Consider the following 20,291-nt stretch of genomic DNA (forward strand, 5'->3'; position numbering starts at 1 on the left):
AATCGGCGCTGTTCGCCGAAACAAGCGGTGCGGTTAAAGGCACCGCGAGTCGGCCTAAGCCTGGCCCCAGTCGCCGCGCGGCCAACCCGCGCCACTTGGCTTTCGCGCCAACGGCTGGCCACGCGGTCGCGCGCTCCACTGGTCAATCCTGTCGACTGATTATGAGCGTCTGAGGGACAATCGCCGTTTCGCACCTAGAGCATTTCCGTTTTTCTCCGAATCACGGAAATACTCTTTATCTGTTTTCACGCAATTCCGGACGCAAAACCGCTACGCACTTTTGCTGGAATTGCTCTAGATCAGGATAATATCCGAGGCGGTGAGGGCGAACTTGTTGTCGAGCACGGCGAACAGCACCTTCTGGGCCGCGCCGCTGCCGTCGGCATCGTAGTAGAGCCCGCCGGTCGGCGCATAGTAGACGAAGCGGTCGTTCGCATCGAGCGCCTTGGCCCCCACCACGAAGGCGTCGGCGTTCAGCACCCCGGTGGGACCCGAGGCGACGTCGAAGCGGATGAAGTCGTCCGCGCCGAAATCGGTGATGCGGTCGACACCCGAAGTCGAAAGCAGCGTCTGGCGGAAGATGAAACTGTCGGACCCGAGGCCGCCGCTCAGCCGATCGTTGCCGGCGCCCCCTTCCAGGCTGTCGTTGCCGGCGAGGCTTGAAATTCCGTCATTGCCGGCACCACCCGAAATGATGTTGTTGCCGACATTGCCGATCAGCGTGTTGGCGAGCTCGTTGCCGCCGAGGCTGAGATTGCCTGTGCCGAGCAGCGTCGCCTTCTCGACATTGGCGGCAAGCGTGCCGATGCTCACCAGCGAGCGGATCAGGTCGATGCCGCCATTGGCGCTCTCGATCACCCGGTCGCCTGCATTGTCGACGTCGTAGGTGTCGTTGCCGGCGCCGCCCGTCGCGGTGTCGACACCGAGGCCGCCGGACAGCGTGTCGTCGCCCGCACCGCCGAACAGCGTGTCGTTGCCGGCCGCTCCGGCCAGCGCATTGTTGCCGGCATCCCCCGTGATGGCGTCGTTGAAGCGCGAGGCCATGACCTTCTCGATGCCGGTGAGGATATCGCCCTGGGCGTCGCCACCCACACCACGCCCGGTCGACAGGCTGACGGTGACGCCGGCCAAAGAGCCCGAATAGTCGGCCACATCGACACCGGCCCCGCCGACCAGCGTATCCGCGCCGCCCAGACCTGCCAGAACGTCGTTGCCGTTGCCGCCGTCCAGGCGATTGGCCGTCGCCGCGCCGATCAGCCTGTCGGTACCGCCTGAACCCACGATGTTCTCCATTCCCGACAGCCTGTCACCCTGGGCGTCTCCGCCCGCGCCGAAGCCCGTGGTGAGACTGACCGTGACGCCCGACGCGGAGGCCGAATAGTCCGCCGTATCGATGCCGGCTCCGCCGGCCAGCGCGTCGGCGCCGCCGAGGCCGGTCAAGAGGTCGTTCCCGGCACCGCCGTCGAGGCGGTTCGCTCCGGCCGAGCCTCTCAGCCGGTCCGCATAGGCCGACCCGATCACGCTCTCGATATCAGACAGGATATCGCCCTGGGCGTCGCCGCCCGAAACCGCACCCGTGCCGAGATCGATCGTCACGCCGGCGCTGGAAGCCGCATAGTTCGCCGTGTCGATGCCGGCCCCGCCGATCAGGCGGTCGGCGCCGCCGAGGCCGGCAAGGACATCGTCGCCATTGCCGCCGGTGAGGACATTGGCCGTCGCGGCGCCGGTCAGGCGATCGGCCGAAGCCGAACCGGTGACGGTCTCGATGCCGGACAACGTGTCGCCCTGGGCATCGCCGCCCGTACCCTGCCCCGTCGACAGATTGACCGTGACGCCGGCCGCCGAGGCTGAGTAGTCCGCCGTATCGATGCCGGCTCCGCCGATCAACGCATCGGCGCCGCCGAGGCCGGTCAGCGTGTCGTCGCCCGCACCGCCGTCCAAGCGGTTCGCCCCGGCAGAACCTCTCAGCCTGTCCGCCTGCGCCGAGCCGGTGACATTCTCGACGTCGGTGAGCGTGTCGCCCTCGGCATCGCCGCCCGCAACCGCGCCCGTGCCGAGATCGACTGTAACGGCGGCCGAAGAGGCCGAATAGTCTGCCGTGTCGATGCCGGCCCCGCCGATCAGCTGGTCGGCGCCGCCAAGGCCGGCAAGGATGTCGTCGCCATCGCCGCCGGCGAGGACATTGACGCCCGCCGCGCCCGTCAGACGGTCGGCATGGGCCGAACCTGTGATGTTCTCGATGCCGGTGAGGGTATCGCCTTGGGCATCACCGCCACTGCCCGTGCCCGCATCGAGATCGACCGTCACTCCGAAGGCCGATGCCGAAAAGTCGGCAAGGTCAATGCCGGCTCCGCCGAGCAATGCATCCGCGCCGCCGAGGCCGGCAAGAATGTCGTCGCCATCTCCGCCGTCGAGACGGTTGACGTCGGAGGCGCCCGTCAACCGGTCGGCCTGGGCCGAGCCGGTGACATTCTCGATGTCGGTGAGGGTGTCGCCCTCGGCATCACCGCCGCTGCCCGTACCGGCGTCGAAATCGACCGTCACGCCGACAGCCGAGGCCGAATAGTCCGCCGTGTCGATGCCGCCGCCGCCAACCAACACATCCGCACCACCAAGGCCGGCCAAGATATCTTCGCCGCCGCCGCCGTCGAGCCGGTTGGCACCGGCCGCCCCTGTCAGCCGGTCGGCCGAAGCCGTGCCGGTGACATTCTCGATGTCGGACAGGATGTCGCCCTCGGCGTCGCCGCCAACGCCGGTACCGGCGCCGAGATCGACGGTCACGCCAGCCGCCGAACTGGCATAGTCGGCCGTGTCGATACCCGCACCGCCGAGCAACTGGTCGGCGCCAGCCTTTCCTTCCAGGATGTCGTTGCCGGTCCCGCCGTCGAGCCGATTGGCGCCGGCGTCACCGATCAGAATGTCGCCATGTGCCGACCCCGTGACATTCTCGATACCGGACAGCGTGTCGCCCTGGGCGTCGCTGCCGGTACCCACCCCGAGCGCGAGATCGATCATTATCCCCATGGCCGACAGGGAATAATCCGCCGTATCGGTGCCGCCGCCGCCGACCAGCGCGTCCGCACCGCCGAACCCGACCAAAATGTCATCACCGTCGCCGCCGTCGAGGCGATTAGCGCCGCTGTCACCGATCAGCCGGTCGGCATCGGCCGAGCCGGTGACGTTCTCGACGTCGATCAGCGCGTCGCCCTGGGCATCGCCGCCGCTGGCGGTGCCCACGCTGAGGTCGATCGTCACGCCGGCAGCCGACGCCGAATAGTCCGCTGTGTCGATACCAGCCCCGCCATCGAGCGCGTCGCCACCGCCGAGGCCCGCGAGGATATCGTCTCCATTGCTGCCGCTCAGCGAATTGACGCCGGCGGCACCCGTCAGGCGATCGGCGAAACCCGACCCCGACAGGTTCTCGATATCGCTCAGCGTGTCGCCCTCGGCGTGACCGCCACTGCCGGTACCGGCCGTGAGATCGACCGTCACACCCGAGGCGGAAGCGGAATAGTCGGCCCGATCGATGCCCGAATCACCGACCAGTTCATCGGCCCCACCCAGCCCGGCCAGGAAATCATTGCCGGCGCCGCCGACAAGGCGGTTCGCTCCGGCGCTGCCCAGAAGCGTGTCGGCATTGTCCGAGCCGGTCACGTTCTCGGTGCCGGACAGCGTATCGCCCTGGGCGTCGCCACCGAGGCCGGTGCCGGCGGCGAGGTTGACGATCACGCCGCCGAGCGACGCGGAATAGTCAGCCGTGTCGATACCACCACCGCCGATGAGCACATCCCCACCGCCGAGACCAATGAGGACGTCGTCGCCGTCACCGCCCTCGAGCCGGTTTGCGGTGCCCGTTCCGATCAGCCGATCGGCGAAACCCGATCCGATGGCGTCCTCGATGGAACTGAGCGTGTCGCCTTCGGCATGACCGCCGCTGCCGCCGCCCGAGCCGAGATTGACCGTCACACCGGCACCGGATGCCGAGTAATCCGCCGTATCGATCCCGGCCCCGCCGATCAACTGGTCGGCACCGCCGAGGCCGGCAAGGATGTCGTCGCCGTCGCCGCCGGTGAGGATGTTGACGCCGGCCGCGCCTGTCAGACGGTCGGCATGGGCCGAGCCCACGACATTCTCGATGCCGGACAACGTGTCGCCCTGGGCGTCGCCACCGCCGCCAGTGCCGCTCTGCAGGTTGATCGTGACACCGGACGAAGAGGCCGAATAGTCGGCCAGATCGACCCCGGCTCCGCCGATCAATGCATCCGCGCCGCCGAGCCCGGCGAGAATGTCGTCACCATTGCCGCCGTCGAGGCGGTTTGCCTCGACGCTGCCGGTGAGTCCATCATTGAAGGCGGAGCCGTTGACATTCTCGACATCGATCAGCGTGTCGCCCTGAGCTTCTCCGCCCGAGGCGGACCCGGTGGCAAGGTTGATCGTCACCGCGACCGCTGAACCGTTATAGACGATGGTATCGACGCCGGCGCCGCCGTTCAGCACGTCGCCGAAGGCGCCGCCTTCGAGCGTGTCGTTGCCGCCGCCGCCGTTCAGCGTATCGATACCGCCGGTGACGACGACGCCGGCATAATCGTCGCCAAAGAGTTGGTCGTCGCCATTGGCGCCATTAAGCGTGTCGGCGCCATCGAAACCGACCAGGTCGGTGCCGAGGTTCAGATTGGCGGTCTGGACGTCGTCGAACGCCGAGCCCAGCACCAGTTCGAAGCCGGATAGTGTGGTGCCGACGGCCATGCCGCCGCCGCTGCCCGTGCCGGTTGTCAGGTCGACGATGAAGCCGGAGCCGACGACGCGGCCGTCTATGAGGTCCCTTCCGGCGCCGCCGATCAGCGTGTCGACCCCGCCGCTCAATTGAATATAGTCGTCGCCGTCGCCACCATCGACCAGATTGTCTCCGCCGTCGCCGGCGAGCTGGTCGTTGAAGGCGCTGCCGATCAAGGCCTCGAATCCGACCATTGTATCGCCGACAGCCTCACCGGCGACACCAAAGGCGTTCAGCACCACCCCGACGCCGGCGGTGGCGTCGGCGAAGGTCAGTGTGTCGTAACCGGCGCCGCCGTTCATGTTGTCGGCGCCGAGCCCGCCCTGGATGATGTCGTCGCCGCCCAGGCCAAGGAGCGTATCGTCGCCGGCGAGACCGTTGATGATGTCGATGCCGTCGGGGTTGGCCAGCGCGCCAGGATCCGTGCCCGTGAGCGAATCGCCACCTGGACCGCCATTGAGGACCTGGGTCATGCTGCCTCCCGCCTTCCCGGGCGGCGCAAATCAACCGTTGCCATCAAGGGTCGCGACCCGCCAACCGTGGGTTTATCCAACTTCAATCGGCAAGTCTATGGTGCGTGGCCGGTGCATACGATCGTAGGCGTTGCTCCAGAGCCCGGATGCAAGCCCGGGACAGCAGGTCGCCCATCCGGCTATTGCGGTGGCTGTTTGGTCGATTGTGACTTCGGAGCCGCCGATGGCACGACGAGGCACGTCTTCTTGCCGCTGTCGTCACGGACTTCCCAAGGGCCGCATAATTCCTTCAGGGACTGGGGATCGATCGAGTCGATATCCTCGGCTGCGAGTCCTGAGCGAGCCCGGCACCTGCAGGGCCGCCGGCAAGGACAATGCAGTGACCAAAAGGTAATCGAAATGCATGTCATCCCCGGCACGCGGCGGAGAAGGGTATCCGCGGCGCGAACACGCAAGGCGGACTTCACGAAATCGTCACCGCCAATTCGTCGAGGATGGCAGCGGCCTGCTTCCGGCTCTCGACCTGTTCGCCGTCGAAGACCGGGCCGAAATGGAGCGCGGTAAGCGCCGCGATCAAGCCTTCGGTCAACGCGTGCCGGCGCTCGGGATCGGCGACGGCGCCGGCCGCAAGTGCGGCGAGCCCGATCAGTTCCTGCTCGTCGGTGTCCTGCGCGTCGGCGTCAAGCAACGAATGGAGCTTCGCGATCGCACCTTCGGCCTGCAGCCGGATTTCCGTATTTTCCTGCATTTCGAAGGCTCTCCTCGCCTGTCCGCCGGTTCAACCGGGATCATGATCCATCATGGCGCAGCGGGAGACAACTGCCTCTCGAATTCCGGCGGCAGTTCCCGGATGTGATCCACCCGGGAGACTGCCGTACGGTTCGCCAGGTGCTCAGCGATAGGGCGAGTAGCATTGCTGGCGCGGCCCATGATAGGGCTGGAAGGTGTTGTCGTACGCCTGATAGGACCGGTAGCGGTTGTAGCACCATTGGACATGGGCCGAACCGGACGGCGGACGATAGACAGGCGCGGGCTGGGCGATAGCGCCGCCGATGATCGCGCCGGTGATGAAGGCCGCCGGCGGGAACCACCAGCCGTTGTAGCTCCGCCATCCTGGACGCTGGTAGCGATAGCCGCGGTGACCGTTGTAGTAAGGGCGGCCGTGGTAGCGATAGTAGCCGCGTCGTTGCCTGACCTGCTGAACGTCCGAGGACTGCTCAAGCTTCAGTGGCCGCTGGATCGGCGCCGCCGATGCCGGAGCGATCGTCATGACGCCCGTCACGGAAAACACCGCGGCACAGACTGCCGAAATGACCTTCCTCATTGTCGAACTCCTTTCATGTTCCAGAGAGCACGGGCGGAAGATGATGCCGTGCGAATGAATGCAAGCTGAACGGAAGATGACAATTCCGTAATGTTTTCAGAAGGTTTCCCGACGGCGGCCCGTGGCGGTGGTCAGTGGCGTCTCAGCTATGCGCGAAAATGTCTTCTTCGTCCCAACCCATCAGGTCGAGCTTCGCCCTGGTCGGCAGGAAGCGGAAGCAGGCCGCGGCCTCTTCCGTTCGGTTCTCGCGGGCGAGCCTGCCCGCGAGGGCGTCGCGCAGCCGGTGCAGATAAAGCACGTCGGATGCCGCATAATCGAGCTGCTCGGGCGTGAGCGTGTCGGCCGCCCAGTCCGAGGACTGCTGGACCTTGGACAGGCTGACCCCGAGGAGTTCGGCGCAGATATCCTTCAGCCCATGACGGTCGGTATAGGTCCGCGTCAGCCGCGACGCTATCTTGGTGCAGAAGACCGGTTCCGGCATGACGCCGAAGGCGTGGTAGAGGACCGCGAGGTCGAAGCGGCCATAGTGAAAGAGCTTGGTGACGGCGGGATTGCCGAGCAGGGCCGTGAGGTTCGGCGCGGATTTCTGGCCCGGCGCGATCTGGATGACATCGGCCGTGCCGTCGCCCGGCGAGAGCTGGACGACGCACAGCCGGTCGCGATACGGTCTGAGCCCGAGTGTCTCGGTGTCGATGGCGACCGCGTCGACGGCGTAGTGGCTGAGATCAGGCAAATCATGCTTGTGGAAGCGGATCGTCATCGTCGTGCTCAGCTCTTCTGCGTCAGCGCGTGGAGGATGCGCGCCCAGGAGCGCTGCCCCTTATGGAAGGAGGTCAAGTCGTATTTCTCGTTGGGCGAATGGATGCGGTCGTCGGACAGGGCAAAGCCGACCAGCAGCGATTCCATGCCGAGGATCGACTGGAAATCGCCCACGATCGGGATCGAGCCGCCCATGGCGGTGGTGAGCGCGGGGTTCGCCCACTCGTCCGACAGGGCCTGCTGGGCAGACGTCAGGAAGGGCGAGTCGTAGGAAAGCTGGATGGCCGGCGAGCCGCCATGCGGATGGAACACGGCCGAGCAGTCGGCCGGAATGCGCTGCTCGACGAAGGCTCGGAAAGCGGCGCGGATCTTCTCCGGGTTCTGCTTGTGCACCAGGCGGAAGGACACCTTGGCCGAAGCTTCCGCCGCGATCACCGTCTTGAAGCCCTTGCCGGTGTAGCCGCCGGTGATGCCGTTGAACTCGGCCGTCGGACGCGCCCAGACCAGTTCCAGCACCGAGCGCCCCTTTTCGCCCGAGGGAATGGAGAGCCCGATCGGACCGAGGAAGCTCTCCGGCGTCTCGCCGAGATTCTCCCAGGCCTTCAGGATCTGCGACGGCGTCTCCTCGACCCCGTCATAGAAGCCCGGGATGGTGACGCGGCCGTTCTCGTCGTGAATGTCGGCCAGCACCTTGGCCAGGATGCGGATCGGATTGGCGGCCGCGCCGCCAAATTCACCCGAGTGCAGGTCGCGGTTGGCGGCCTTGATCGTGACTTCCTCGCCGACGAGGCCGCGCAGAGCCACGGTGATAGCGGGCGTCTTCGCGTCCAGCATGCCGGTGTCGCAGACCATGGCGAAATCGGCCTTCAGTTCCTCGGCATTGGCCTTGAGGAAGGGGATCAGCGAGGGCGATCCCGATTCCTCCTCGCCTTCGAAAAGCAGCGTGATCCTGCAGGGCAGCGAACCGTGCACCTTCTTCCAGGCCCGGCACGCCTCGACGAAGAGCATGAGCTGTCCCTTGTCGTCGGAAGAGCCGCGCCCGGTGATCACCTTGCGGCCGGGCTCGATCTCCTTGAGCACCGGATCGAAGGGATCGGCATCCCACAATTCCAGCGGATCGACCGGCTGGACGTCATAGTGGCCATAGAACAGCACATGCGGCGCGCCTGCGGGACCGTCGTGATGGGCCACCACCATCGGATGCCCCGGCGTGTCGCGAACGCTCGCATTGAAGCCGATCATCTTCAAGTCGGCGACCAGCCATTCGGCGGCCTTGCGGCAGTCGGCTGCGAAGGCCGGGTCGGTCGAGATCGACTTGATGCGGACCAGATCGAAGAGGCGGTCGAGACTTTGGGGGAGGTCGGCGTCGAGGCGGTCGAGGACGGGGGCGAGTGCGGACATGGAGCGGCCTTTCGATTCTGCGGCCGCCAAACTAGCGGGCTGCATCGGAAACGAAAAGAGCGGCGACTTGGGCCAGTGCGATGCGGGGCGAGGTCACAAAAGTGCCGCCGTGGTGGAGGGAAACCACGGCGGCATCTATGAAACGATGCGGCAGCCCGGAGAGGGGGATGAGGCTGCCGCACTGTCCGGCCTAGGCGGGGGACGGGCCTTCGATCCGGACTCGGCAAAAACTGCCGATGCCGGTTATCTGGCGTTCGCAACATGGCGTTTCAAGGGCACAAAGATTACAAGTTCGTAACAAACGCGTGAGATCGCTTCTTCCCAGTCTCCTGACATGGGCGGCGGGTTTCCAATGGACAGGCCAGGGCGCGCACGCTACCGGTTGCGGCATGAAAAAAGGCGACCACCTCTTCCTCGTCGACGGCTCCGGCTACATCTTCCGCGCCTATCACGCGCTGCCGCCCCTGAACCGGAAGTCGGACGGCCTTCCGACGAGTGCGGTATTGGGCTTCTGCAATATGGTGTGGAAGCTCGTCCAGGACGCACGCAGCACCAATGTCGGCATCACGCCGACCCACTTTGCGGTGATCTTCGACTACTCCTCCAAGACTTTCCGCAGCGAGCTCTACCCCGAATACAAGGCCAACCGGTCGGCTCCGCCGGAGGACCTCGTCCCGCAATTCGGCCTTATCCGGCGCGCGACCCGGGCCTTCGGCCTGCCCTGCATCGAAATGGAGGGCTTCGAGGCGGACGACCTCATCGCCACCTATGCGCGGCTCGCCTGCGAGGCGGAGGCCGACACCACTATCATCTCCTCCGACAAGGATCTGATGCAGCTCGTCGGCACCACCGTGTCGATGTACGACCCCATGAAGGATCGGGAGATCAGGATCCCCGAGGTCGTCGAGAAATGGGGCGTGCCGCCGGAGAAGATGATCGACCTCCAGGCGCTGACCGGCGATTCCATCGATAACGTGCCCGGCGTGCCCGGCATCGGCCCGAAGACCGCCGCGCAGCTGCTCGAGCAGTTCGGCGATCTCGACACGCTGCTGGCCCGTGCCTCGGAGATCAAGCAGGAAAAACGACGCGAATCGATCATCGGCAATGCCGACAAGGCGCGCATCTCGCGCGAGCTGGTGCGGCTGAAGAACGACGTGCCCGTGAAGGAAGGCCTGGAAGACTTCAGCCTGCAACCGCCTGACGGCCCGAAGCTGATCGCTTTCCTGAAGGCGATGGAATTCTCGACGCTCACACGCCGCGTGGCCGAGGCAACCGGCACCGACGCGGCCGAGATCGAGCCCGCCTTCGTGCCGGTCGAGACCGGAGCGGATGCGCATGGGCCTGATGTCGGAGCGGGCGCGATCGAGGCAGAGGTCGAGGCCGCCCCGGTGAACGGCGCTGCCGGCGCCCGCCGGGGCCCGGCCGTCGAAGCGGCTGCTCCTTCTCCTGCACCGAACGGCGGCGCGGTGGAAGCGACGTCGCCTTCCATGCTCGCGGCGCAGCGCGCCCAGGCGGCGGTGTCGGCCAAGATCGATCCCGACGCCTATGTGGCGATCCGCGACCTGCCGACCTTGCAGGCCTGGGTGCGGGAGGGCATCGAGGCCGGCGTGGTGGCCTTCGACACCGAGACGACCTCGCTCGACCCGATGCAGGCGGAACTGTGCGGCTTCTCGCTCGCCGTCCGCCCGGGGCGTGCGGCCTATGTGCCGCTCACCCACAAGGCGGGCCGCGGCGATCTCCTGGGCGGGGGGCTGGTCGAGAACCAGCTTCCGGTGCGCGCAGCACTGGAGGCGATCCGGCCGCTGCTGGAGGACAGGTCCGTCCTGAAGGTCGGCCAGAACCTCAAATACGACCTCGTCGTGATGAACCGCCACGGAATCGACATCGCGCCCTATGACGACACGATGCTGATCTCCTATGTGCTCGACGGCGGCACGGCCGGCGGCCATGGCATGGATTCGCTGGCCGAGAAATGGCTCGGCCACAAGCCGATCGAGTTCAAGTCGCTGGCCGGAACGGGCAAGGCTTTCAACACGATCGACCTCGCCGAGATCGACAAGGCGACCCGCTATGCCGGCGAGGACGCCGACATCACGCTGCGGCTCTGGCACGTGCTGAAGCCGCGGCTGGCCGCGAAGGGCCTGGTATCGGTCTATGAACGGCTCGAGCGGCCGCTCGTGCCCGTGCTGGCGCGCATGGAGCAGCGCGGCATTTCGGTCGACCGCCAGATCCTGTCGCGGCTGTCGGGCGAGCTGGCGCAGGGCGCGGGCCGGCTGGAGGACGAGATCTACCGGCTTGCCGGCCACCGCTTCACTATCGGCTCGCCGAAACAGCTCGGCGAAATATTGTTCGGCAAGATGGGGCTACCGGGCGGCTCCAAGACCAAGACGGGGCAATGGTCGACCTCGGCCCAGGTGCTGGAAGACCTCGCGGCAGAAGGCCACGAACTGCCGCGCAAGATCGTCGACTGGCGCCAGCTGACCAAGCTGAAGTCGACCTATACGGACGCGCTGCCCGGCTATGTGCATCCCGAGACAAGGCGGGTCCACACCTCATATGCGCTCGCCGCCACCACCACGGGCCGGCTCTCGTCTTCAGAGCCGAACCTCCAGAACATCCCGATCCGCACGACCGAGGGCCGCAAGATCCGCACCGCCTTCATCGCCGACAAGGGCAACAAACTGGTCTCGGCCGACTACAGCCAGATCGAGCTGCGCGTGCTCGCCCATATCGCCGACATACCGCAGCTCAGGAAGGCTTTCGCCGACGGCGTCGACATCCACGCCATGACTGCATCGGAGATGTTCGGCGTTCCCGTCGAGGGCATGCCGTCCGACGTCCGGCGCCGAGCCAAGGCGATCAATTTCGGCATCATCTACGGCATCTCGGCCTTCGGCCTGTCGAACCAGCTCTCGATCCCGCGCGAGGAGGCCAGCGACTACATCAAGCGCTATTTCGAACGCTTCCCGGGCATCCGGGACTATATGGAGGGCAGCAAGGCGTTCGCGCGCGAGAACGGCTATGTCGAGACCATCTTCGGGCGGCGGATCCACTATCCGGAGATCCGCTCCTCCAACCCGCAGGTCCGCGCCTTCAACGAACGCGCCTCGATCAACGCGCCGATCCAGGGCTCGGCTGCCGACATCATCCGCCGCGCCATGGTGCGCATGGAGGCCGCACTCGACGAGGCTGGCCTCTCGGCCCGCATGCTGCTGCAAGTGCATGACGAGCTGATCTTCGAGACGCCCGAGGGCGAGGTCGAAGCGACGATGCCCGTCATCCGCGCGGTGATGGAGAACGCTGCCATGCCGGCCGTGTCGCTCGCCGTGCCGCTGCAGGTCGACGCGCAGGCAGCCGACAATTGGGACGAGGCGCATTGAGGGGGCGGCAGCCCAGGGCATGTGGCCATGGGGGCTTGCACCTCATCCGACTGCGCGGAATCCGGAGTTCCAGCTCAAAGATCTGGAGGTTTCGATTGGCGCAACGGCCGTTCGGGTGCGGGACACCAGGACGACGATCCCGGCGTCGTGCTCAGGTGCCGTCAGTTCAGGTTTCCGGTACCCTTCGAAGAAAGATGCGAGAGCTCGAGCCGGCCTGGCGCAATGGTCTTTGACTGAAACATCTGTTGCTCGGCAGCGCGGAACATTTCGGCGAAATACACCTCGTCGCGATAGATGACGCCACCGATGCTGACGCTCAGCACCTGCTCGACCCCCTGCGGCGCAAAGTAGGCATTTGCAACGGCCGCACGGATGCGCTCGCCCACTTCCACTGCATTTTCCTCGCTGGCGCCCGGCAGGAAAACTCCGAATTCGCTGACGCCGACACGTCCCACCACATCGCTGCTGCGGACCGAGGAGCGGATCACCGAGGCGACGCAACGCAGGGCTTCGTCGCCCCAGTTATGGCCAAAGCGGACATTCAGGGAAGTCAGATGCTCCACGTCGATGACAAGCAGGGCACCTTGATTGTGCTGGGCCGGCCTCCTGCGCTCCACGGCGACCGAACTGTCGACGAGCGAGGAGAATGCGCTGCCGGTGACGCATTGAGTTACGCGATCGAATGCCGACAGATGATTGACCTCATGCACCAGACGCCGGATCTTGCCCTGCATCAATGCCAGGAGGGAAAACAGCGGAACCGCGACGACCAGGGGAATGACAACAGCTGTTATCAGGCTGCGATTGAACGGATGGATATCGTCGCCGAAGAGCAGCGCATAGTTGAGCAGCAGGGAAAGGGCGAGACAGCCGAGTGTTCCCGGCACGACCAACCGGGCAACTCCCCACCAGTCCACACCGAGGAATGCCGATTCTCGCTTTGCCAACTCTGTGTTCCTCCGTTTGCCTCCCCTGTCTTGCACGTCCGTATGTAGTCTTCGTTTCCTTTGGCCGACAAATTTGAATGATCTGAACTCGGCGTCGGCGCCGCACTCGGCCGGGCGCCCGTGACAGATGATCGTTCGGGACGTGCGGCTATGTGTACGATTTGTATAAAGCCGGGAAGCGCAGCTGACAAATGTTGTCACCCCTGTCCGAGGGCCATGTCGAAGATACTGCCGCCGGCGGTTTCTTCAAAATGTAGAGGACGGAGGTCAATGAATGTTGCCTTTGGGCCACATTTCTCTTTCAAACGGATTTTTTTCCGGGGACGTTAGATCATTGTTTTGTAATTTCATGTTGCAATCCGGCGTTCCCGTCGTAGTGGATGGTTGGGGCTGAATTCGAAGGGCTGCCCAGACGCAAGGCGCAGCCGAAGTATATGGGGTGGGATAGAATGCCGTCTAGGATCGCTAAAATTCTTGGTCGCGCCGCTATGGTGCTGACGGCAACGACTTTCCTGTCGACCGGGTCTGCCTCGGCCCTGACGCTTAAGGAAGCGATCGCCGTGGCCCTGGAGTCCAATCCGGAGATTGGGCAGGCCATCGAGAACCGCGAGGCAATCGAGTTTGAACTGCGTCAGGCCAAAGGCCTTTACCTGCCGAGTATCGATCTCCAGGCGGCTGCCGGCGCACGTCTCCTGGACGGTCCCGGGCGCCGGGCCCTTTCGATCGAGGATGACCCGCTCTATCCTACGGAAGCTGGAGTCGTCGTCTCTCAGAAGCTGTTCGACAACGGCGCGAGGCGGGCCGAAGTGAACAGGCAGGCTTCGCGCGTCGACGGCGCATCCTTCAGGGTTTTGGAACGATCGGAATTCGTCGCACTGAACATCACGCGCGAATATTTCGAGTATATCCTGCAAGGGTCGATCGTTGAGGAAGCGCGCAAGAACCTGGCCTTCCATCAGTCGATCCTTGGCGATATCCGCGAGGGCATCGAGGGCGGCGCCCTGACGGACGCCGACCGGCAGCAGGCGGAAGAGCGCCTATATGCCGCCGAGGCAAGGCTGATAGAGGCGACCGAGGCGCTGGAGACGGCTAGGATCAGCTTCTACAAGCTGGTCGGCAAGCCGCTGACCAACGCCAAACAGCCCGGCTCGGTTGCAAAGGCGTTGCCTGGATCGCTGGATACGGCGATCGGGATCGCGCGCAGGAACAACCCGCGCGTCCACATAGCGAGCAGCGACATCGATGCCGCCACCGCCATGGTCAATTCCGCACGGGCGAAATATGGACCCGAGATCGTCGCGGAAGGGTCCGCGCGCGCCGGAAACGACATCGACGGCATCGATGGGCGGACGTCGACTGTCGAGGGCCGTATCGTCCTGCGGTGGAATCTTTACCGGGGCGGCATAGACAAGGCGAATGAGCAGGAGCAGATTCGCCGGGCGAGCGAACAGCGCTTGGTCCTTCACCAGGTGCACCGCGAGATCGAGGAAGCCGTCAGGGTATCCTGGGAGAGGCGCATCCGCCAGTCCGAACTGGCGGGGACGCTCCGCCTGCAGGCTGCAACCAACGACAAGCTCGTCCGCTCCTACAGGGAACAATTCGACGTCGGACAGCGATCGCTGCTGGACGTGCTCGACGCACAGAACACACGGTTCAATACGGCTACGCTCGCCGATACGGCGGCCTTTGCGTCGTTGTTCGCCGAGTATCGTCTCCTTGCCGCCACGGGACAGCTGCTTTCGACGCTTAATCTCTCGGCGGCGAAACAGTCCAAAGCCTACGCCCGCGACGAATTCAACGTGCCGGAAACGCCGGATACCGAAACATATGCGCGCGTGCCTTCCGAACAGAAGAACGATCTTCCGTTCGATATCCTGGCGCCGATCAGAAAGAAGTAATCTCCGCCTCGGGTCTCCCGAAAGGAGCACGGGTCGACCGTGAACGAGTCGCCACACATAGGTGCACAGACCGACATTTTTCGGTCGTGCTTCGCCTCGGTCGCCTCCTTTCTGGGGCGGCCCGGTGCGGAGTCTGTCCTGTTTTCGGGAATCCCGCTCGCCGGCAACACGATCGAGATCGATGAAGTGCGCCACATGGCCGAACGCATCGGCCTCCAGACCCAGACCTTTTCGCATCGCGATTTTCAGCGCAACCGCTTCGAACTGCCTGCCATCGTCTTCAGATCGGGCCAGCCGCCCCTGGCCTTGCTGGCCGAGCAAGGCGACGGCGCCTCCTTTCTGACCGGGGTTCAGACCGATGGGCGCACCGAGATCGGCAGGTCGGAACTCCAGCGCGAGCCGATCGCGGTGGGCATCGGCTTCTCACTGAACTACGGCAACGCTTCGGAAGAGATGCGTGTCGGCACGGCAGAGAAGATCGAGAAGCGACATTGGCTCGCGGGAACCGTCGGCGCCTTCTGGCGATCCTATGCGAAGGTGGCGCTTGCCGCGATCTTCATCAATCTTCTCGCCATCGCCTCGCCGATCTTCACGATGAACGTCTACGACCGGATCCTCCCCAACAAGGCGGTCGCCACGCTTTGGGTTCTGGCGCTCGGGGTCGCGACCGCGATCGTTTTCGACCTGCTGCTGAAGACGGCCCGCGCCGCCCTGATCGATTATGCCGGGCGAAAGGCCGACCTGAAGATATCCTACCTTCTGTTCGAGAAGGTGCTGAACACCTCGCTCTCCGCGCGGCCGATGTCGACCGGCGAGTATGCCAATCGGGTAAGTCAATATGAGTTCGTCCGCGAGTTCTTCACGTCGAACACGATCAGCGTGCTCATCGACACTGTTTTCATCTTCATTTTTCTTGCCGTGATCTACGCCATCGCCGGCTGGCTGGTGATCATTCCGGCCCTCGCATTGGCGGCGAGCGTTGCGGTGGGTCTCGTCGTGCAGCAACGCATCGGCAAGAGAGTGGCCGCCTCGATGAATGAGGCGGCGCAGCGGCAGGCGCTGCTGGTCGAATCCATCTCGACGGTGGAGACCATAAAGTCGCTTCAGGCGGAAGCATATCTTCTGCGGAAATGGCGCGAGCATTCCAAGAACGCCGCCAACACCTCCGAAAAGATCAAGCAGCTTTCCGCAAGCGCGGCCAATATCGCGCAGTTCATCCAGCAACTGGTGACTGTTGCCATCGTGGTGGCAGGTGCATACGCATTCGAGGCCGGAGACATCACCACCGGCGCCATCATCGCAAGCGTGATGCTGTCTGGCCGCGCCGTGGCGCCGCTTGGCCAGATCGCGATGACGCTCGCCCGCCTCCGTCAGGCGATGATGTCGCTTCGCGTGCTGAACGCGATCATGGCGCAGCCCGAGGATGTTCCGGACACGATCGGTTTCGTCAATCGGAAGATCAGTGCGGGCGCCCTGACCCTTCGAAACGTGACTTTTGCCTATCCCGGCTCGGACGTGCCCGTTCTCAACGGGATCAATCTTTCCGTGCGGCCCGGCGAGCGCGTCGGCATCATCGGCCGCATAGGGTCGGGCAAGACGACGCTCGGCCGGCTGATCGCCAGGCTGTTCCTTCCGGCCGCCGGAGAAGTTCTGATCGACGGGATCGACATTCGTCAGTATCACCCCGCCGAGGTGCGCGCCGCCGTCGGCGTGGTGGCTCAGGCCGGAGACCTGTTCTCCGGCACGGTCAAGGATAACCTCCTGATGGCCAAGCCGGACGCTACGGACGAAGAGATAATTGAAGCGGCACGCGCGAGCGGTGTCGACGAATTCGTTTCCCGCCATCCACGCGGCTATGACATGAATGTCGGGGAGCGAGGCAATAATCTTTCGGGAGGCCAGAAGCAAGCGGTGGCGATTGCCAGGCTGCTGCTCACCAAACCCAGGATCGTCTTCCTCGACGAGCCGTCCGGCTCGATGGACCTGGCGTCGGAACGGCTGCTTATTCGTCAACTGAGGAGCGCGTTCGACAGCGGCACGACGATCATTATCTCGACACACCGCTACAGCATGCTCGAACTGGTGGATCGGCTTATCGTCATCGATCAGGGCAAGATCGTAGCGGATGGACCCAAGGATCAGGTTATCCAGTCCATGCAAAAAGCCGGAAGATAGACCTTCGGTTCCGGGGCTTGCGAAGGTGAGGGTATGATAGTCAACGATGATCGGCCGCCGCTTCTTGCGAGTGCGCCAATATTCATCATCGGGGCGTTGTTCGTGGCGTTTGCGCTTTGGGCATCTTTTGCCGAGGTGGACGAGATCGCGCGCGGCGACGGCCGGGTCATTCCGGCTTCGAAGACCCAGATCATCCAGGCCAGCGAACCCGGAGTCGTCGAGGAGATCGCCGTCAAGCCCGGCCAGGTGGTGAAGAAAGGGGACCTGCTGATCAGGCTGGACAACACGCTTTCGACGTCCTCCCTCGGCGAGCAGCAGGCGAAGGCCCGCAGCCTGAAAGCCAAGATCGCCCGGCTGAAGCACGAGGAAGGCGGCAACATCGGCGATCCGTTCCAGTGCCCCGACGAGATCGTTTCGGCAGTCCCGGAAATCTGCGCCAACGAGCAGAGGCTCCTGGTTGCTCGCCGCGACAATTTCGAAACCAAGCTTTCGGTCCTCCGGTCGCGTCTCGACCAGAGGAGGAAGGAGCTCGACGAGGCCGAGGCGAACAATGAACGTTTGGCCCAGAACCTTGCTGCCAGCGACGAGGAGGCCAAGCTGGTCGCATCCATGGTCAAGCGCGGCCTGATGGCAAGGACCGAGCAGATCCGGGTCGATCGCGAACAGACGGAAATGCGTGGGCAGCTCAAGCTCGCAGGCGAAACCATGAAGCGCTCGCAAGCTGCCATCACCGAGGCCGAACTGCAGGTCAACGAACTGTCGCTGGACCTGCAGCAGCAGGCGCTGGATGAACTTACCCAGGCGATCGCCGAACTGTCGGTGGTCGAAGAGACGATCAGGGGCGCCACCGACCGTGTCGCGCGCACCGATATCCGCTCTCCGGTCGACGGCATCGTCAATACGCTTGATCTCAATACGCTCGGTGCATTCGTTCAACCGGGTGCGGTCGTCGCGGGTATCGTCCCGACATCGGAGACGCTGCTGGTCGAGGCGCGCATTTCGCCGCGCGACGTCGCCTTCGTCCAGCCCGGCCAGCACGCGCTCATCAAGATCACGGCTTACGACTTTTCGATTTTCGGCGGCCTGGACGGCAAGGTCTCCACCGTGAGCGCCGACAGTCTCGTCAATACCGAGACGGGAGAACCCTATTATGAGGTGAGGGTCGCGACCGACAGTTCGTCGCTCAAGAAGGGCGACAAGTCCTACTCCATCATTCCCGGAATGATCAGTACGGTGGAAATCATGACAGGTCGCAAGACCATTTTGAGCTACCTGTTGAAGCCGATCAACAAGGCGCGTGACGAGGCGTTGCGTGAGCGGTGAGAGCCCTTTGCCGGAACGGTTGCTTCCTCCGCCTCCGGACGAGGACCTGCGACCGGAATTTCGTGCCGTGGCGCGAGGGAACGTCCGCTACGGGATCAAGCTGGAACGACCCTTCTGGAGCTGCCTCAAGCGGCTGGCGCAGAGCCGAAATGCCACCATCGGCATGCTCGTCGACGAACTGGCGCGCCATCGCGGCAATGGCGGCAATCTGACCTCGGCCATTCGTGTGGTCTGTCTCAGCTGGCTCGCCGAACAGAATGCGGAACTGGCGCAACTGGCGTCGCAGAAGGTGACAAACGCCCTGATCATGGCGTGCCCGTCCCCCGCATTCGCGCTATCGTCCGCCAAGAGGATCGTCACCTTCAACCAGCCGTTTCAGCTGCTGATCCGGCGCCAGTTGCCAACGGTTTTCGGCGACGAGACGCGCCAGGAGCTCAAACTCGCGCTCGACCTCAACGTCGTCGATATCTTTCAAAGGCTCGCGCACAATCCGGACGCTCCGGTGGTCACGGGTTTCGTCCTGGGTCTGGGCGAAAGGAGATACCGGGGCCAGCTGAACGCGGTCAGGGCACCAGTGAAGGACAACGAACTTCTGATCGCCTATATTATCGGTTGACCGGACCGGCGACCGATTCACTACAGCGAATTGATCGCCGCCCTGAGCTTGAAGTCGGCGCTGCCACTGGTCGATGGCCTGTCCGCGGTCTCCGGGCCTTCGCCTGGCGCGACACTCCCGAACCCTCCATCTATTCGTGCAAGCTGACCGCTTACCGATCGGGAGCCGTGGATCCAGGCTCTTTCGGTGCTCAATGAATAAAGTGGAACATAGCTCGTCAGGGCGGTGTCTTTGCGGACTTCGTTGCTGAGATTGTCGAGTACGTAATTCCCATTGCTCGTCGATACGGACAGCACGGCGTGGAAGACCTGCCGATGACTGTCGTGCAGGATGACAAGGGACATGCTTTGAAGAGGAACGCCGATGCGAGCCAGCCCTGCCATTTTCAGGATCGCATAGTCCTCGCAGTCTCCTGACCTCAGCGAAAGGGTCTCGTCGGGTGTGGCCCAATGATCCAGTGCGCCGTAATTGGCCCTGTCCCTGCTGTATTTGACGAGTGCGTTCACCCTGACATTGACGAGCGCGAGCTTCTGAAAGAAGCCTTTGGTGTCAGCGTCGCGAAGTATTGCATCCATCTTCGGATCGACGCACGAACCGCGCGCCATGCACGCATTGATCCGCTGATAGATTGGTCGCCAGCGGGAGGAGATCGGGAAATTCTTCATGGGGATGGCGACCGAACCGAAGACACCCCCGACAACCGCCGAAGTCGTCATCATGTCGACCTCCTCGTGCCCCTTCCGGGAAAGCGGCGCCTCGACCGAATACGGAACTGCTGTTCCAATGCGAATGGCAGGGACGCTTGCCTCATCAACGCCTGGTCGGGCGAGCGGAACGCCCCCGAGAATCTCCGCATAGCCAAGCCGGAGTGCCGCTCCCGCAGGGGTCGCCGCCGGGCCGTCGCCAGCGGCCACGCGCTCCGAAGTCACCCCCACCGCCATCACGACCCCAAGCGCGGACAGGCAGATGCGAAAGACTTTCCCGACGCTCGAACATTTTATTGACATCGCGCTCACCCTGTTTTGGTGAACGGTACCGATGTTCTCCAAACTTATCGGAAAGGAATCTGGAAAACGGATATAGAAAGCTTTCGATCTATTTTGCTTAAAATTGACTCCAGATTTTTGTCTTCATTTACCGTAACGGCAGGTTGGGATCGGCCTGAAGACGGCATTGCATACTATGGTATATAGGATGAATTTACGATATCGAAATTTTCCA

13 protein-coding genes are annotated in these 20,291 nt (G+C 63.9%); 6 read left to right on the forward strand and 7 right to left on the reverse strand.

The window, feature by feature from the left end; translation table 11 throughout:
• Positions 1-294: 294 nt before the first annotated feature.
• The 5 genes from JN302_RS03060 to JN302_RS03080 all read right to left on the reverse strand — a co-directional run bounded on the left by JN302_RS03060 (position 295) and on the right by JN302_RS03080 (position 8,731).
• Positions 295-5,247 carry a beta strand repeat-containing protein gene (locus JN302_RS03060; protein ID WP_202331673.1) on the reverse strand — a complete coding sequence of 1,651 codons (4,953 nt, stop codon included), beginning with the start codon at positions 5,245-5,247 and terminating at the stop codon, positions 295-297.
• A gap of 463 nt (positions 5,248-5,710) precedes the next feature.
• Positions 5,711-5,995: a hypothetical protein gene (locus JN302_RS03065; RefSeq protein WP_202310031.1), complete on the reverse strand. Its 285-nt coding sequence runs from the start codon at positions 5,993-5,995 to the stop codon at positions 5,711-5,713.
• Between the two features lie 144 nt (positions 5,996-6,139).
• Positions 6,140-6,571, reverse strand: a complete 432-nt coding sequence (locus tag JN302_RS03070; RefSeq protein ID WP_202331675.1) for a BA14K family protein — start codon at positions 6,569-6,571, stop codon at positions 6,140-6,142.
• Between the two features lie 142 nt (positions 6,572-6,713).
• The gene (locus JN302_RS03075; protein ID WP_202331677.1) at positions 6,714-7,331 is read right to left on the reverse strand and encodes a ribonuclease D; all 618 of its coding nucleotides are present in this window, start codon (positions 7,329-7,331) and stop codon (positions 6,714-6,716) included.
• Between the two features lie 8 nt (positions 7,332-7,339).
• Complete coding sequence (locus JN302_RS03080; RefSeq protein ID WP_202331679.1) at positions 7,340-8,731, reverse strand: M20/M25/M40 family metallo-hydrolase; 1,392 nt, start codon at positions 8,729-8,731, stop codon at positions 7,340-7,342.
• Here JN302_RS03080 and JN302_RS03085 point away from each other — a divergent pair.
• Both JN302_RS03085 and polA read left to right on the forward strand, forming a co-directional pair.
• Complete coding sequence (locus JN302_RS03085; RefSeq protein ID WP_202331681.1) at positions 8,730-9,029, forward strand: hypothetical protein; 300 nt, start codon at positions 8,730-8,732, stop codon at positions 9,027-9,029. The genes JN302_RS03080 and JN302_RS03085 overlap by 2 nt on opposite strands.
• 91 nt (positions 9,030-9,120) lie before the next feature.
• Positions 9,121-12,111 (forward strand): DNA polymerase I, encoded by a 2,991-nt coding sequence (polA, locus tag JN302_RS03090; RefSeq protein WP_202310036.1) that lies wholly within the window; start codon positions 9,121-9,123, stop codon positions 12,109-12,111.
• Between the two features lie 161 nt (positions 12,112-12,272).
• On the opposite strand, the gene JN302_RS03095 is transcribed toward polA, so the two are convergent.
• The gene (locus tag JN302_RS03095) at positions 12,273-13,058 is read right to left on the reverse strand and encodes a GGDEF domain-containing protein (protein ID WP_202331683.1); all 786 of its coding nucleotides are present in this window, start codon (positions 13,056-13,058) and stop codon (positions 12,273-12,275) included.
• Positions 13,059-13,546: 488 nt separating this feature from the next.
• Here JN302_RS03095 and JN302_RS03100 point away from each other — a divergent pair, with 488 nt between their 5' ends.
• The 4 genes from JN302_RS03100 (at position 13,547) to JN302_RS03115 (ending at position 19,070) form a co-directional block, all read left to right on the forward strand.
• The gene (locus JN302_RS03100) at positions 13,547-14,956 is read left to right on the forward strand and encodes a TolC family outer membrane protein (RefSeq protein WP_244743456.1); all 1,410 of its coding nucleotides are present in this window, start codon (positions 13,547-13,549) and stop codon (positions 14,954-14,956) included.
• Between the two features lie 39 nt (positions 14,957-14,995).
• A complete protein-coding gene (locus tag JN302_RS03105; protein WP_202310039.1) occupies positions 14,996-17,131 on the forward strand; it encodes a type I secretion system permease/ATPase in 2,136 nt (711 codons plus the stop codon).
• A 33-nt stretch (positions 17,132-17,164) separates the two neighbouring features.
• Complete coding sequence (locus JN302_RS03110; protein WP_202310040.1) at positions 17,165-18,454, forward strand: HlyD family type I secretion periplasmic adaptor subunit; 1,290 nt, start codon at positions 17,165-17,167, stop codon at positions 18,452-18,454.
• 67 nt (positions 18,455-18,521) lie between these two features.
• Positions 18,522-19,070, forward strand: coding sequence for a ribbon-helix-helix domain-containing protein (locus JN302_RS03115; RefSeq protein WP_244742850.1), 549 nt, complete (start codon positions 18,522-18,524; stop codon positions 19,068-19,070).
• A gap of 20 nt (positions 19,071-19,090) precedes the next feature.
• Here the strand turns inward: JN302_RS03115 and JN302_RS03120 are convergent, their stop codons facing one another.
• On the reverse strand, positions 19,091-19,789 hold the full coding sequence (locus JN302_RS03120; protein WP_244742853.1) for a transglutaminase-like cysteine peptidase: 699 nt from the start codon (positions 19,787-19,789) through the stop codon (positions 19,091-19,093).
• Positions 19,790-20,291: the final 502 nt, after the last annotated feature.

It is taken from the genome of Mesorhizobium sp. L-8-3 (assembly GCF_016756615.1).
Lineage (GTDB): Bacteria > Pseudomonadota > Alphaproteobacteria > Rhizobiales > Rhizobiaceae.